This is a genomic window from Desulfomicrobium apsheronum (genome assembly GCF_900114115.1).
In the GTDB taxonomy this organism is placed as follows: Bacteria; Desulfobacterota; Desulfovibrionia; order Desulfovibrionales; family Desulfomicrobiaceae; genus Desulfomicrobium; species Desulfomicrobium apsheronum.
The window spans coordinates 219,770-235,313 of the sequence record NZ_FORX01000003.1; the positions used below are offsets into that span (position 1 = coordinate 219,770).

16 protein-coding genes are annotated in these 15,544 nt (G+C 57.8%); 14 read left to right on the forward strand and 2 right to left on the reverse strand.

Features of this window, described 5'->3' with window-relative positions; translation table 11 throughout:
- Window positions 1-139: 139 nt before the first annotated feature.
- The 13 genes from BMZ40_RS05155 (at window position 140) to BMZ40_RS05215 (ending at window position 13,376) form a co-directional block, all read left to right on the forward strand.
- A complete protein-coding gene (locus BMZ40_RS05155) occupies window positions 140-1,414 on the forward strand; it encodes a PAS domain-containing protein (protein ID WP_092373048.1) in 1,275 nt (424 codons plus the stop codon).
- Window positions 1,415-1,749: 335 nt separating this feature from the next.
- Window positions 1,750-2,427, forward strand: coding sequence for a FadR/GntR family transcriptional regulator (locus BMZ40_RS05160; protein ID WP_092373049.1), 678 nt, complete (start codon window positions 1,750-1,752; stop codon window positions 2,425-2,427).
- 17 nt (window positions 2,428-2,444) lie between these two features.
- Window positions 2,445-2,693, forward strand: a complete 249-nt coding sequence (locus BMZ40_RS05165; RefSeq protein WP_092373050.1) for a hypothetical protein — start codon at window positions 2,445-2,447, stop codon at window positions 2,691-2,693.
- Between the two features lie 35 nt (window positions 2,694-2,728).
- Window positions 2,729-4,132 carry a hypothetical protein gene (locus BMZ40_RS05170; protein ID WP_092373051.1) on the forward strand — a complete coding sequence of 468 codons (1,404 nt, stop codon included), beginning with the start codon at window positions 2,729-2,731 and terminating at the stop codon, window positions 4,130-4,132.
- Window positions 4,133-4,156: 24 nt separating this feature from the next.
- Window positions 4,157-5,323: an MBL fold metallo-hydrolase gene (locus tag BMZ40_RS05175; RefSeq protein WP_092373052.1), complete on the forward strand. Its 1,167-nt coding sequence runs from the start codon at window positions 4,157-4,159 to the stop codon at window positions 5,321-5,323.
- A 114-nt stretch (window positions 5,324-5,437) separates the two neighbouring features.
- On the forward strand, window positions 5,438-7,210 hold the full coding sequence (locus BMZ40_RS05180; protein WP_245751032.1) for a CobW family GTP-binding protein: 1,773 nt from the start codon (window positions 5,438-5,440) through the stop codon (window positions 7,208-7,210).
- Window positions 7,207-7,809 carry a MotA/TolQ/ExbB proton channel family protein gene (locus tag BMZ40_RS05185; RefSeq protein ID WP_092373054.1) on the forward strand — a complete coding sequence of 201 codons (603 nt, stop codon included), beginning with the start codon at window positions 7,207-7,209 and terminating at the stop codon, window positions 7,807-7,809. The genes BMZ40_RS05180 and BMZ40_RS05185 overlap by 4 nt, the downstream gene beginning before the upstream one ends.
- Complete coding sequence (locus BMZ40_RS05190; protein ID WP_092373055.1) at window positions 7,806-8,246, forward strand: ExbD/TolR family protein; 441 nt, start codon at window positions 7,806-7,808, stop codon at window positions 8,244-8,246. Before BMZ40_RS05185 ends, BMZ40_RS05190 begins: the two co-directional genes overlap by 4 nt.
- The gene (locus BMZ40_RS05195) at window positions 8,243-8,770 is read left to right on the forward strand and encodes a TonB C-terminal domain-containing protein (protein WP_092373056.1); all 528 of its coding nucleotides are present in this window, start codon (window positions 8,243-8,245) and stop codon (window positions 8,768-8,770) included. The genes BMZ40_RS05190 and BMZ40_RS05195 overlap by 4 nt, the downstream gene beginning before the upstream one ends.
- A gap of 366 nt (window positions 8,771-9,136) precedes the next feature.
- Complete coding sequence (locus BMZ40_RS05200) at window positions 9,137-9,892, forward strand: substrate-binding periplasmic protein (protein WP_092373057.1); 756 nt, start codon at window positions 9,137-9,139, stop codon at window positions 9,890-9,892.
- Between the two features lie 400 nt (window positions 9,893-10,292).
- A complete protein-coding gene (locus BMZ40_RS05205) occupies window positions 10,293-11,276 on the forward strand; it encodes an ABC transporter ATP-binding protein (RefSeq protein ID WP_092373058.1) in 984 nt (327 codons plus the stop codon).
- Window positions 11,273-12,010 carry an ABC transporter permease gene (locus tag BMZ40_RS05210; RefSeq protein ID WP_092373059.1) on the forward strand — a complete coding sequence of 246 codons (738 nt, stop codon included), beginning with the start codon at window positions 11,273-11,275 and terminating at the stop codon, window positions 12,008-12,010. The genes BMZ40_RS05205 and BMZ40_RS05210 overlap by 4 nt, the downstream gene beginning before the upstream one ends.
- Before the next feature lie 112 nt (window positions 12,011-12,122).
- Complete coding sequence (locus tag BMZ40_RS05215; protein WP_092373060.1) at window positions 12,123-13,376, forward strand: DUF190 domain-containing protein; 1,254 nt, start codon at window positions 12,123-12,125, stop codon at window positions 13,374-13,376.
- Between the two features lie 9 nt (window positions 13,377-13,385).
- Here the strand turns inward: BMZ40_RS05215 and BMZ40_RS05220 are convergent, their stop codons facing one another.
- Both BMZ40_RS05220 and BMZ40_RS05225 read right to left on the reverse strand, forming a co-directional pair.
- Complete coding sequence (locus BMZ40_RS05220; protein WP_092373061.1) at window positions 13,386-14,243, reverse strand: motility protein A; 858 nt, start codon at window positions 14,241-14,243, stop codon at window positions 13,386-13,388.
- The gene (locus BMZ40_RS05225; protein WP_177193027.1) at window positions 14,243-15,130 is read right to left on the reverse strand and encodes an OmpA/MotB family protein; all 888 of its coding nucleotides are present in this window, start codon (window positions 15,128-15,130) and stop codon (window positions 14,243-14,245) included. The genes BMZ40_RS05220 and BMZ40_RS05225 overlap by 1 nt, the downstream gene beginning before the upstream one ends.
- Window positions 15,131-15,269: 139 nt before the next feature.
- On the opposite strand from BMZ40_RS05225, the gene BMZ40_RS05230 reads away from it, so the two are divergent.
- Window positions 15,270-15,452 (forward strand): ferredoxin, encoded by a 183-nt coding sequence (locus tag BMZ40_RS05230; protein WP_092189598.1) that lies wholly within the window; start codon window positions 15,270-15,272, stop codon window positions 15,450-15,452.
- The last annotated feature ends 92 nt before the right edge of the window (window positions 15,453-15,544 follow it).

Genomic DNA, 15,544 nt, shown 5'->3' on the forward strand with positions numbered 1-15,544 from the left:
GTGGCGAACCCAAGCAAGCGGAACGCGTAGCCTGCGCACGAGCTGGTAGGACCAACGCATCAGAAGGTTTGCCAACAGAGGCAATACAAGAGTAACGTGCGCAATCCGCAGTCGCACTCACACAAACAAGGAATCACTAATGCCTACGCCCCTTGAAAGCACGGAAGCACGGGACGACGAGTGCATGGCCGCCTATCTGGCCATGCTGCCAGCTCTTGCCTGGCGCGTCGACATCGTGCGCAATGATATCACCTTCCTCAACGCGCACACCATCCCCTCACTCGGGGAGCAGGCAAAGTCGGTTCTCCAGAATCCCGGACTTGCCAGACAGATGATCTTCAAAGAAGACCGCGAACGGTTCTTCCACTGTTTCGATCAAATTCGCAATCGCCAGCCCTCAGCCTGCACCTTCCGCATGCGCTCTTCAAACGGCACTACGGGTTGGCTCAAGATCATGGCCATGCCCGACCCGGCGTTTCCCACCTGCTCTGTAGGACTGCTCATGGACATCGGTCCTCACGTGAACACAATCCTTTCCATCGAGGGACGTCCGGGTCTAAGCGACAAAATCGACTTGCTGGACGATCCGGTCCTGCTCATCCGCTTCTCCGATCGCAAAGTATTTATGGCCAACCAGGCCGCGCAAAGAATGCTGCACTACCCCGCCAAGGACATTCCGACCCTGGATTTAGACAGGATACTCCAAAAAAATTCCGGGGTAAAACTGTTCCAGATATATGAGGGGCTGATCTTTTCCGACTGCTGGAACGGTGAACTGAACGTGACCGACAGCATGGGCAGGCATCACCAGTGCATGGCCCGTATCCAAGCGATCGCCCGAGACGAAGAAAATCTGCTATGGGTCACGCTGACTCACATGAACAGCTGCCTGGCATGCAAAGGAGTACCCGTGCGCGGCAACGAATCCGTGCCATCCCTGGAAATCAGCGAAGCCATGGGCACGTGCACGACCATCAAGGATCTGTTGCAAACCATGCTCAACGCCCTGCCCCCGAATTCGCCCACGGACGCCATCATGCTTTCACGCATCTTCATCGCTGAAAACAAGGTGCTGGTCACCGGCGCGGGGGGGCCCTTCGAAACCATTCCAGAAAATCACACACATCCTTACGAGGGGTCCATCGCTGAAAACATCGTCCGCTTCAATCTACCGCACCATGTGGTCATGGAAACGTCCAAGAGCATCAAACCCATCGACTGGGCCCTGTTCATTCCGCGAGGCATTCACTCCTACTATGCACAACCTTTTTTCGATAACGACGTTCTGACCAACGTGCTGATCTTCTGTTCGAGCCTGCCCGGAAACTACGACCCGGACGCCCCAGCCCCGCTTCATGAACTCTATCCCGAATTCCTCAATGGTTTGAAACGTTGCCTCAAGGCGGCCGGTTAGCGACGCCGAGCACGCCAGCACCGTAAGCTCCAAATTTGCCCAAGAACGCCCCCTACTGGTCCAACCAAAAATTCTCCTCCACACGAAAAACGCACTGAAACACCTCAGTGCGTTTTTTTCGCACGTTCACGCCTGAGTTCCCCGACAACTCTTAACCGCCTATATTTCATAGACATAAACCGCTACCCCAGCCTCACTCTCTGTCCACCCCACAACTGGCCCAACCAGATTTGTGTGAAATTAATAACAAACGCTTGCGTCAATCCACACCCCCTCGCTAAAGAAGCTTGAAAGACACAAAACATCACAAACACTCAAAACTGGTTGGACCAGATATGGCATCAACTCAACGCCCCATTCTCTGTCAAAAAGTCGCAGACATGCTTAAAGGGACATCTTTTTCCGTTGGAGACCGGCTGCCCGGCGAGCGCCGCCTCGCGGAGATGTTCGACACCAGCCGCAACACCATTCGCGAAGTGCTCTGCAACCTCGAAACCATGGGCTATGTGGAAATTCGCCAAAAGAGCGGATGCTACCTCAAAAGCAAGGATGGCCGCATCAGCTGGAATCAACTCCGCAGACGCAAGTCGCAAATCGCCACGCGGCAGATTCTGGACACCCTGACTCTGGTGATTCCAACTCTCGCCCGCGAACAGGCCTCCCGGTTAACCACCTCGGATGTCGATACGCTGGAAAGCGCCACTGCCCGCCTAGGCGAAGCCATCGTCAATTTCGACAGCACCGTCTTCACCCGGGCCTACATCGCCTTTTTTCTGGCTTTGGCGAAAATCTCGGCCAACGACTACCTGATCTTGCTCATGAAGGAACTCCAGGCTGCGGCGCACAACCTGGAGCACGCAGGAACCGGGCTGGCCGAAGTGCAGACAGGCTTTCTCTTCGAGTACCATGTGGAGCTTTTCAACGCTCTGAAGAGTTCCAGAGCCGACGAGGCCGAAAAACTGGCCCTTCAGTGCATGCACACCTTTGCCTCCATCGTGCTTCCCGGGGAATGACCGAACGGAAAGCTGAAATGAAGCGAAGAGAATTTTTCAGCCGTTTTGTTCCCGTCTTGGACCAGACGGTGGATGCAGCGAAAACACCGAAGCAGACGGTACTGCCCACACGGATCCGCCTGACCGAGAATGAACGTTTTCTCCGCGCCATGGCCCTGGGGATCGATCCGGCAACTGTGACGCCTGGGCAATTGGAAAACCTGGTTCCGGACCCGGAACTACAATCAACACCATCGAAGAAAGAGCAGTTGGACAGCGAGGCTTGATCATCCTCCCTGGAAACTCGCTAAGGAGTTACGACATGGACAATAGTAGCGTGAGCTACCTTGAAAGCCGGAAGCTGGTCAAACGCTGGAGCGGCCCGATCCCGGCACTGGTCAATACATTCCTCATCCTGGCGTTTTTCTACGCCACGTGGTGGATATTCCAGGACCCACGCGGCCTGATGCGCATGTATACCCCATATGTGGGCTACATGGTCTGCCGCTGGCTCCTCATCCTCTTCATCTGGCTGGCCTACATTTTCGACTTCTGGCCATTCAAAAGAAGCTGGCTCAACAAGACCCATCCACTGATCAAAGGGGCGGTACTCACGTTGGTTAGCGTGGCGGCCATGATCATCCTGATGAAGGGCTTCTTTGTTGAAATCCTCGGTAATTTCGGCATCGCCTACTTCAACCCTGACCGGCTGATGGCCATGGGCATCACGGAATTCTACGCCATCGAGTATGCGGCGGAAGCCATCATGATGTTTGCGGCCATCGCATCCTGGCTCTCTCCGAGCTGGGTGGTGGCCTGTGAAAACGCCCCGTGGCAGAAGCTTGGCCAGCCAGCGCGCGGCATCACCATCGTTCTGGTGACCTTCTTCCTCAGCATGATTGTGTACTTTGTGACCATGCATTCCCACATGGCCATCCTCTTCTACCCCTGGCAAAAGTTTACGGCCATCTGTCCGCCCTACTGGGAAGAATTCGCCAACACGGTTTCCGGCAACTTCCACATAGCCTGGATCATGTGCTGTACCGTGGTGGTCTGGCTGTACGAAACCATTTGGGAACGCTACCCCTTCAACCTGATCAAACATGACGGACTACGCCGCGTCACCTCCTTCTTCGGCATCATCGCCATCGCAGTGGCCTTGTGTTTCTTCCTGTTCTACGCCCAGGATCTTGTTTGGGGCGCGACCATTCGCGGGACCCGCCGCCTCATGGCTCCGGACTGGCGCTGGTTGCATGTCGGTGAAATGGCGATCTTCTGGCTCGTGCCCACCTTGTTTCTGAACTTCTACTGCAACAACTGGCCGACCAAATTCAGCCGCCCTGTCAATGTCTGCATCCGCACCCTGCTGACCGCTGCGTTGGCCGTGGTGGTGTACGTGATCTACTACAAGACCTCGCATCTGTTCCTGGGCACGCAGAAAGGCTTCTCCCATCCCCAGCAGTTCCCCATGATTCCCATGATCTGGCTTATCAACATCTTCCTGATCAACGTCTGGTTCATGGACGGCTGGCCAGGTTGGAAGGCCGTGCAGAAGACCGAGGCCGAACTGGAAAACCACCAGAATGACGTTGTGGCCAGCGACGTGAAGTGGACGCAGGGCATCGCCAAAGGCCTTGGCATCGGCCTTGTCGCGGGAGCGCTGCTCTATTTCGCCATCATCAAAGCCCTGCCCTGGGTGGGTGCCAACATCACCATCATCAAGTAAGCACGGGAAAGAGGAGTAGAAACAATGAGCACAAACAGAAATAACATAAGCAGACGCGACTTCGTGAAGGGCGCTGCTACCGGGCTGGTGGCCGGCACGTTCGCAAGCATGGGCATGTACTCCTACAGCCCGTGGGCCTACAGCCAGCTTCCGAAAACGCAGCGCAATCAACAGGACTTCGGCACGTGCCGAAGCGTACGCGTGACCAACATCTCGGAAACGAGCTGGTTCAATAACGCGCATCTCATCGGCGATATCCACGAAGCGGGCGGACTGCTCGTGAACCAGTACACTCTGAACTGGGCCCCTCTCGCCAATGGCAAAGGATCTGGCAAAGGATCCTACGAGGAAGGCATAAGTACCATCAAGGACCTGCTGCCCCATGATCTTGAAAAAGCATGGGAAATCCAGAAAAAGCTCTCCCTGCACCCGGAGAATCCGGGCGGCTACTCCTGCCTGCTCGAAGTAGAGGCTCTGGACGGCACTGTGCGCAAATTCCTGCTGGACACCGGCTGGTCCTACGAATGGATGGACAGCTGCTTTAAACGCGAGGGCATCGACCAAATGCTGCGCGATCAGGAAATCGAGGCGCTATTCATCTCCCACGAGCACTGGGATCACTTCTGGGGCCTGCCTGTCACCATGAAGTATGACAACCGCATCCCATTGTACGTGCACGACGGTTTCTACAAGGAAGGCCTTCAATACATCAAAGACTCCGGATATAAGGGCGAGCCGGTCATCGTAAACAAGCCCGTGACCCAGATAGCCCCGGGCATGGCCCTGCTCAAATTCGATGTGCCCATCATCAATCGCGTCTTTGGCGAAACCTCTCTCGCCTTCAACATCAAGGACAAGGGGTTGGTCCTGGTCTCGGGGTGCAACCACCAGGGAATTCTCCAGTTTGCGGACTTCGCCTTCACCAATCTGAAGTATGACAATGACAAATTCTACGGCATCTACGGAGGGCTTCACATCTCCCCGTTCGAGGACTGGGATCCAAAATACGACGATCTTGTCATTGCCCTTGGCCAGTGGGGTTTCGAACTCATCGGCTGCAACCACTGCACCGGGCATCTCACGGCCAAGAAGTTCGTCGAGGCGGGCTACCCCGTGGTGCGCGGCACTGCACGATTCCGCTCCGCTTCCGAGGACTACCTCGGCAACGGCGACAAGATAACCTTCGGCTGACACCACGCCGCCATGCACACAGCGCCCGGCCCTTCGGAGCCGGGCGCGCATCACAAATCTTCGGACATGAACCTATCATCCATTCTCCCCCCCTTACGCCCCAAAGGCCAGCCCGTGGACACGCCCGTCCTGCTCTTGAACAGTCTGCTTGCAGCCTGCCGGCACAATGAATTCAAACGGCTCGTCGGCTGGAAAGGAATGGCCGTCTGCCCCAGGGGCACTGTCGCCTGGACCATGAAACTCCGCGGCCGTCCCGGCGTGTATGGGCTGCTGGCCGAAGCAACCGGGCTGGACGAATTTTCCCGAAACGCCAAAATTGGCCTGTACTATTTCCCGGCGGAGGACGAACCGCTTCTCGAACACATGTCCCTGGCCGCGAACTTGGCCGCAACCCAGCCGGACTACATAGCACGCGTCCGCACCTTCTCGACCTCGCTGGAGTGGGCCGCGCCGTTTCGGATCGGGGCGGTCAGCGTCCATCTCCTCCGTAACGAAACCGCTCTTGCCATCCAAGCCCAAGCCCTTGAACGGAAAATCTGCATCGCCAAGGACGGCGTCACCACGGAGTCCGGCGAGTGGGTCATCGCCCCGGGGGCACCCGAAGAGGATTTCCCGGCCCACGACATCACCACGGATGTTTTTCTGGTCATTGGCGCTGCGGTATCCAACAGCCTTGCTTCCAGCCCGGCACGCTATGCCCGTGAGGAACAGCCGAGCATGATCCCTGGTTACACCCGCAATGGCGAACGTATTCATTTTGACAAAACAAACACGGTCATCACCGACACTCTCGTCTGGGGAGAAGACGACTCGGCACGTCGCCTTGCGTCCCACCTTCTCAAAAAAGACGCGCTCACCCCCGACCAGGTCGGCGCCATGCCACAGGCCATTGCTTCGGCCCTGCTCTGGAAAACTCACGACCTGACAACCCTGGGCTCAGATGCGGAATACGCCTACGCTTTCGACACCCGTCCCAGACTCATCGTGCTGAGCGGCTTCCTGGGAGCGGGCAAGACCACCTTCCTGAACCAATTGCTTGAGTACCACGCGTCCCGCGATGAAATCGTGGCCATCATCCAAAACGAAGTCGGACAAACCGGAGTGGACGGCAAACTTCTGGAAGGAGACGATTCCATCGTAGAAATTGACGAAGGCTGCGTGTGCTGCACCCTGGCCGGGAACCTGTCCAAGGGCATTGAGCAACTCAAGACGCGGTTCAATCCCAGAGTCATTGTCCTGGAGAGTACAGGTCTGGCCAACCCCTTCAACATTCTCAAGGAACTCGACACGCTTCGCTCCCTGGCACGCCTGGACTCGGTCACGACACTGGTTGATGCGGTCAACGCCCAGCAACTACTGGATACAAGCGATATCGCCATGAACCAGGTCAAGGCTGCGGACATCATCTTGCTGAATAAGTGCGACCTGGTGACCGACCAAGAGCGAGCCTCTCTTTTCCATCGCCTCCGCACCCTGAATTCCCGCGCGCACATAGCAGAAACTGAATACGCGGCCATTAATCCAGCGACCCTGTACGATTCCGACCCCCTCGAGCACGACGCGCCCGGGCTCCAGTCCATATCCACCCCCTGCCCTCGACATATCCATGCGATGGAAGAATTCACCTCCAGACGCTTTACCTTTGACGCACCCTTGAACAGGGAAGCCCTAATCCGGACCCTTGACCTTCTCCCCTCGGAAGTTTTTCGACTCAAGGGGATCGTGTCGCTGATCGGGCACGACCATGCTCAGGTCGTGCAATACGTTGCGGGAAGGCATGAATTGTCCAGTCTTGGCAAAAAGTTCGAGGACCAATCCTTCCTGGTCGCCATCGGCAAAAACATGAATCTCTCCCCGCTCGCGGCACTTCAGGAGGCGCACACATGAACCTGTTCCAGCAGGGCGGACCAATGATGTGGCCGCTTCTCGCCATATCCACGGCAGCTCTCGCAGTCATGGCAGAACGCTTCGTGATATTCACCACGACACGATTCCCGAGCCGAGACATGCTCACGTCCATCCTGGACATGCTCCGCCAGGACAAAAAAAATGGCGCACTTGAACTGGTTGAAAACAACGCACCGTTTTTCACAAAATTCTTCGCCGCCCTGCTCACAAAAGGCACGCCTCGACAACGCGAGGAACGTGCCCTGGTCGCCGGGGAGGAAATACTGTTCGAACTGAGCCGCCGCTTGGATTTCCTGGCCACAGCCGCCACAACGGCCCCCCTCATGGGTCTGCTCGGCACGGTCATGGGTATGATCTCTGCGTTTTCCAGACTGGCAAACTCCGGCAACGTGGACATCACCATGCTGGCTGGCGGCATCTGGCAGGCGCTGCTGACTACGGGCGCAGGACTGGGTATCGCCATCCCCTCGCTCCTGGCCCACCGCTGGCTCCTCCGCCAGCATGAAAAAACAGCCTTCGCCATGCAACAAACGGCTGCCCTGCTCCTGGACCAGATCTCCTCGGTGAATGAGCCGTGATCTCGTTCAAACACAGCTCCCGGCACCCCGCCGCCCCGGACATCACTCCCCTTCTGGACGTAGTATTCATTCTTTTGATTTTCTTCGTAATTTCAGCGGTATTCACGGCCAGGGGCATGGACATGGCGTTACCGGATGCAGAGACGGCGCATCCGGTGTCAGGTAAGTCTCTGGAAATCGAACTCAGGTCGGACGGGTCCCTGTCCTGCGACGGTACTCCGGCTACCATGCGCGACCTCTCCTTCATTCTGGACCGTGCGGCGGTCCTGGCTCCAGCCAGCCAACCCGGTCGAATCCTGCTCAAGGCCTCGCCCGATGCGGAAGTGGCCCCTTTTGTGAAGGTGGTGGACATGGTGCGCAAGCACGGATTCAACAACCTGATCATCGGCACACGCGTCAACACATCCCCACCCGGCTTGGACGGAGACATGCGGTGATACGCAGACCAGTGCTGGCCGCATCCATAGCGTTCTCTCTGTTCGCACACTTCCTGCTGATCCACATGAGCGGTCCTTCTGCCTCGGTCCGGGATGCAAATCAGATTCTTGTGCCTGCGGACTTCGACGTGGCCGCACTCTCCAGCGTCGATCCTTTGGGCCTGGGCCGTACGGTTGAGCAGGCTGCGGGCCATGACAACGAAGAAAAAAACAACCCGGACAAACGCAGACAGGCTCTCCGCCAATACGTCGCCTGCGTGCGCGAGGCCATCGAACAGCGCAAATTCCAACCACGCCGCCAGGGCCTGGAAAACCTGATCGGCAACGCGCGCTACTCCGTCACCATCGCTCCAGATGGTTCCTTTAACGAGATTCGCTTGGTCCGCACATCTGGCGATGCCCTGCTGGACCGCACGGCCCAGCTCGGCATCCTCGCGGCCAGCGGCGTGGTAAAGCGCCCCAAGATCATCGGCAACGCCCCCCTTCACCTCTCCGTAACCGTCAAATACCAGCACTCGCTATAGAAACGCCCACCATGTCCGGAAAACTGAAGCGAACGGATGGTTGATACAAACCGAGCTCGTCTACCAGCATGGACAAGCCTTCCCGCAAAATACTTCTCATCCTTGTCGAACCGCGCCCCTTGCCTTCAATCAACCCAGAAAAATCACGTGTCTGAATCTTGAAATCTGGCCAGCAGAAACCAGCGATCATGAGACACAGAGCAGCACGTCCCTGAAGTATTCAGAATATCGATTTGACACATTCAAGACCTGATCCTGCAGAACTAATGGTTGCCGACCGAGCCGGTCTGTACGTATGACAATGCACATGGTAAACAGACACACCTCGGAAACGACGACCTCTCCCTTCATTTCCAAGGAGGGCCCATGCTGAAAAAAGCGTTGATGTGTCTCGGATTCCTGCTCATGTGCATGCGGCCCCAAAGCGCCATCGCAGAATCCCTAGACATCTACTACTTTGAATACCCTCCCTATTACCACCAACTTGCGAATGGCCAGGCATCTGGAATCATTGTCGATCTCGCACGCCAAGTTTTTGCTGCGGCCGGGGTCGAGCCGAAATTTTCCTTCGTGCCCGCCAAAAGAATCCTGCATGAGATACAAAGCGGTCGTCCGGCAGCGTCCCTGGGCTGGTTCAAGACCGCCGAACGCGAACAGTTCGCCCACTTTTCTCTACCGATCTACGTGAACCGGCCAGTGGGGGTATTCTTCTTGCGGGAAAATGAACAAAGATTCCGCCCATACGACACCCTCGAAGGGCTGTTGCAGAACGGAAGCTTTTTTTTCGGAAGGGTACAGGGGTTCTCGGAAGGAGCACTGCTCGACGAAATGATCTCGAAGTACCAAGACAAAACGGTACAGGTCGCGGCTGATACCATACGTCTGCTCAAGATGCTTGAATCCAGACGCTTCGACTTCATGCTGATACCGCCCGAGGAAGTCGATGTCCTCCTGCAGGCGGCCCAGACGTCCAAGGACAAATTCAAGCTGCGCGCAATGAACGACATCCCGCAGGGCAATCTTCGTTACATCATATATTCCAAAGCCGTGGACCCCGATCTCATTCGCAGAATCGACCAAGCCATTGTCACCGAAATCGGCATGCTCCCAAACGGGCAGTAGCCCGGTCGCCATCTCCGACACAACGCGCAAGTTTTCCAGTACGTGACAATCGAAAATTGACCATCTGTACTCACCGAATGCTGACCACCTTGAGCCCACCCTCCTGAAAAGCACAGAACCATGCTTTTGCCGACCGCCTGCGCATATGGATATGAGAAGAATACGACTGTAAAACAACATATGTCCAATTTATGACACAAATGAAATAAATTAATACGACCTTATAAGTCCGAAATAAGTCAGGATGAAATATCTATTTCGCACTCTAATCGCATGATTTCCCCATCGTTCCCTTCTGATCGGCAATCAACTTTCATGCAAAGAGATTTTTGCATTGACAGCGGCGTCACATTTTTACCAGCTTGTCGCATTCAGACCAGACATTCATCAGAGGCTGCTCATGAACGAATCGACCACCGCCATCGAGGTCAAAGGCCTTAAAAAATCTTTCGGAGCCGTCCACGCGGTCGCGGACATCTCCTTTACCGTGGAACAGGGCGAGGTCTTTGGCTTGCTGGGTCCCAACGGGGCGGGCAAAACCACGACCATCAACATGCTGACCGGTCTGGCCAGGCCCGATGCCGGAACCTTTCGCATCAAGGGCATCGACTGCACGGCCAACCTGCGGGCCGCGCAGCATCTGGTCGGAGTGGTGCCGGACGAAAGCAACCTGTATGCGGAACTGACCGGCTTCGAGAATCTCTGTTTCTGCGCCGCCCTTTACGGGTTGCGCAAACCCGAACGCGTGGCGCGGGCACGCGAACTGCTCGAAACCTTCGGGCTTTCGGATGCGGCGGATCGCAAATTCGCGGGTTATTCCAAAGGCATGAAGCGCAAGTTGACCATCGCGGCAGGCATCATCCACAAACCCGACATCCTTTTCCTGGACGAACCCACCACGGGAGTGGACGTAGGCAGCGCCCGGCAGCTGCGCCAGATCGTCATGAACCTCAAGAAGACTCGCACCACGGTTCTTTTGACCACGCACTACATCGAAGAGGCCGAACGCCTGTGCGACCGTATCGCCTTTATTGTTGAGGGGCGCATCGTGCACACCGGAACCGTCGAGGAACTGCTTCAGCCCGTGCAGGCCTGCCATTCCATGCGCATCCAGTGCAGTGGCATGCCGCCCGGCATCGTCGCCGCCCTGAGGGAAACGTTCGCTGATCTTGATTTTTCCCTGCTGGAACCGGAACTCTTACGTGTGGACTCGGGCGCTCCGGTGCGCGTCGGGCCGCTGGTGCGCTTTCTGGAGGATGCCGGGGGCGAAGTGGCCGAAGCCCGCAGGCTGCGACCGTCCCTGGAGGACGTGTTCGTGCGCGTGACCGGCCTTGAGGCGAAGGTGCTGCGCGGAGAAAAGGAAAAAAAGGGAGGTCGGCAATGAAGCGCTGGATCGCATTCTGGAACATCCTGCTCAAGGACGTGCGCACCTACTATCTGAAGCCGCCCAACCTGAGCTGGGGACTTATCTTCCCCCTGGCCTGGACAGGCATGTTCTTCATCAAGACCGGCAGCGGCATCGAAAGCATCTCCACCGTGCTTCCCGGCGTGGTGTGCGTGTCCATCCTCTTCGGAACGACCTCCATGCTCGCGGTGACCATAACCTTTGAAAAAAAGACCCGCTCCTTCGAACGCCTGCTCCTGGCCCCCATCCCGCTGACCCTGCTCATGCTGGCCAAGACCAGCGGCGCCATCGTCTTCGGCACATTGAACGCATTCGTCCCCGTGCTTCTGGCCGCATGGCTTGCGGATCTGGGCCAGATAGCGTGGGGCTCCTTCGCCCTGGCCGCGATCATGATCGCAGTGGCCTCCACTTTCCAGGGTCTCTTCATCGCCGTGGCCGTAAGCGAAGTCTTCGAGGCGCAGACATTTTCCAACTTCTTCCGCTTTCCCATGATCTTCCTGTGCGGCCTCTTTCTCCCGATCGCCAAGCTGCCCCTTCTGCTCCAACCAGTTTCCTACGCCCTGCCCCTGACTTACGGGGCCGACGCCCTGCATGGCGCGGTAAACGGAAACCACGTGCTGCCGATGAACCTGAATTATCTGGTGCTGGGCGGATTCTGCGCGGTCTTGTTCACGGCGAGCCTATGGAATATCAAACGCAAATGGATTGTCTGAGCAGAGGACCCGTAGCCGCGCAGGCTTCCTGGACCAAACACGCCCCGAACGCACAACCGGGACTGATGTTCGCGGCACAAGTCCAGGCAGCGCTCATCAAAGGAGGCACCCGATGGTCAAGTTGATCGATGTGAGGATTCTCAAGATTTTCGTAGGCGAGGCGGCACGACACAAAGGCTCTCCGCTCCACGACGTCATTGTCGATGAGGCCCGCCGACGCGGCATGGCCGGGGCCTCGGTTTGCCGGGGCTTCATGGGCTTCGGGGCAAGCAATCTTCTGCACACGGCCAAGATCCTGCGGCTGGCCGAGGATCTGCCGATCATCGTGGAGATCGTGGACACGCCGTCGCGCATCGCCGATTTTCTGCCCGTGGTCGACGCGCTCGTCGAGGAAGGGAGTATCGTGGTCCAGGATGGCCAGGCCATCTTCCACCTGCCCATGCGCATCCGCGACGTGATGACCGAGCAGGTCGTTACCGTGGACACCCTGACGCCTCTGCACGAGGTGGTGGATCTGCTGCTGCACAGGGAGGTAAAAGCCGTCCCGGTCATGGAAGCCGGGCGTATTGCCGGCATCATCACCGGCGGCGACCTGCTGTCCCGTGCGCGAATGCCCCTGCGGCTGGACATGCACGGTCGCGTGCCGTCCGGACTGCGCCACAAGCACAGTCATTGCCTGGAATTCGAAGGGCTCAAAGCGCGCGACATCATGTCGGCTCCGGTCACGACCCTCAATATCACGACCACGGTCACGGACGCCCTGAAGCTGATGGCTACCCGCAACATCAAGCGCCTACCGGTCACGGCCGAAGACGGGACGCTGATGGGCATCGTCAGCCGCGCGGACGTGCTCGCGGCCATCGGGCGCACATCCGCAGTGGCGGCGCATCTCGACGTCCTGCCCGAAGGCGTGCACGCCTTTGCCCGTGACGTGCTGTTCACGGACGTGCCCACCGCCGCTCCGGACGCGCCGCTGACCGACATTCTGAAAAAGCTTGTCGCATCTCCTCTACGCCGAGTGGTCATCGTGGATGCGGACAGGACGATCCGTGGCATCATTCACGACTGGGATCTCTTGCAGTGCTTCGTGCGTCAGAACTCTCCCACCCTGGTGGCCAAGATCCTCGGCGTCCTGACTCAGCGCGAGGCCGTGCCCACGACGCTTGAAGGCACCGCCGAGGAAGTCATGTTCCACGAAGTGCTCAGCGTAAGTCCCGATACCCCCTTGAGCGAAGTCATCCGCACCCTCGTGGACAACGGGGTCAAGCGTCTGGTGGTCGCCGACGAAAAAGGGCGCCTGCTCGGCATGGTCGACCGGGACGTGATTCTGAAGGCGCTGGCCGGACAGAGCTCGCCTGAAGTTTGAGCGGTCGCATCACAGGGCCGCTCCCACCTCCTCCGGCGCAGCCATGCGCGGGGCGTCCTCTTCGCGTTCCCTGATCTGGAAGCGTTCCTTTATGCGTGCCAGTGAGACAAGCTGCCCCTCTCGCGCCGACGGGGTGAGAAAGGATTTGAGCTTCACTTCGAGCACGCGGGGGTTGAGTTCGCTCTGAATGGCTCGCACGCCCTCGATGATGATCTTCTGAAGCAGAAGCTCGTGGTCCGTGACCTCGCGAATCCGGGCGGCCAGCGGCAGGAAGACGAAATTGGCCAGGATGACGCCGTAAAGAGTCGAAGTCAGGGCAATGGGGATGGTCGCCAGCACAACCCCCGTGTCATTCACGCCGGAAAGCATGCCGATGAGTCCCACCACGCTGCCCGCCAGCCCGATGGCCGGACAGATGTCGGCCATGACCCGCAGCACGCGCTCGGATTCATCGCGGCGCTGCTTGAAGAAATACATCTCCGTGTTCAGGATGTCGGTGGTTTGCTCCCGGGAGTAGTTGTCGACCACAAAACCCAGTGCCCGCCGCAGAAACATGATGGAGGTCTCGCGCTCGTCTTCGACCAGGGTGTGCAACCCGCGAATTCGGCTCTTGACCGACAGGTCCACCAAAATCTCGACTATGGCGGCCGGCTCCTTCATTCGCGAGCGGTAGGAATTGCGCAGCACCTTGCTCACGAACCCGAGGCGTTCCATCCGGAAGCTGGCGATGGCCGTGCCCAGGCAGCCGCCGAAGACAATCAGGAACGCGGACAGGTTGAAATACTGCCCCACATCACCGCTGATCACGAAACCGGCTCCAAAAATCAGGCCGCAGAGCAGCAGGCCCAGAATCGTTTTTCCTTCCATCATTGCCCTCCTGGCTTCGATGCGGCAAGCCATTGCCGAAACCCTTCTCCGGTCGGGGCATTCACCGTGGGCAGGGGCTCTGTCGGATTTTCCGAACTCAAGACCAATTCCACCCGCCAGCCGACACGGATTCCGTCACCATCCACCAACGGGCGCTGATCCCCGTAACCGGCCACGAGCATGCGCCCGGCGGGCAGACCCGCGTCCCGCATCAGAAAATCCGCCACATCGGAGGCCATGGCCACCGACAGCTTCCAGGGCCCCATGGCACCCACCGCCGCGCCATCGGGCGCCGCATGGCCGACTACGGACAGAACATGCGGCGCGCTGCCCAGGATTTCGCCCATGTCCAGCAGCGTTTTTTTGACATCGCCCCGCAGAACGGTGCCGCTTCCTTCAAAAAGAAAATCGCCCGGGAGCACCACATGCAGTGATTCTCCCGGGACCGACTGCACCGTGACCACGGCTTGCAGCCCATCGCGCGCGATCAGGTCACGCAACCGGTCGTGCAGACGATCCAGAATCGATCCGGCCAAAGCCTGGGGCGGAACGGTCTCAGTCCCCAGCGGCAAGGCCTGCACGGAGAATTCCGAAACCGATTTGTATTGGATCTTGGGCAGTTGAAAAATATAAAGGGCGGCGAACATGATGAACATGGTCATCATCAGATCCGACCAGCAAATGACCCAACTGGCGGGCCGGAACTGCTGCTCCCGGGCAAAAATGTCAAAGTGTTGACCAAAAGCGTTCCCGCCGGGATGCTCTCCATCACCGCCGTTTATACCGCCAAAGGGCTCTGCCGCGCCTTCCATGGCCCGCTTGCCAGGCCCGGGCCGGGAAAGCCGCGCCGACACGTCGCGCATGATTTCAGGTGTTGGTTCTCGCATGGGAATCCTCCGCCTAAGCATGAGCCAAATTCATGCCAACGAAGAAATGGATCTACCAATCCCAAACGCGCCACGGCTTGCACGGACATCTGGAAAGCTGTATGGCAAAAACCAAACGTAACCCCAACCTGGAGGAATCATGACCATAGTAATCGACCACGAAGAATGCATCGGCTGCGAAAGTTGTGTGGAACTTTGTCCTGAAGTTTTTGCCATGATCGACGGCGAAGAAAAAGCCATGGTCACGGCCCCGGACTCCACAGCCGAATGCGCCCAGGACGCCATCGACGCCTGCCCCGTCGAAGCCATCAGCAAGGAATAACCCGGCTTTTCAACCTGAAGAGGGGGGCTCGGCTCCCCTTTTTCTTTGACGCCAACCGATGGAGCACAAGACGCAAATCCGCGCCGTCTTCC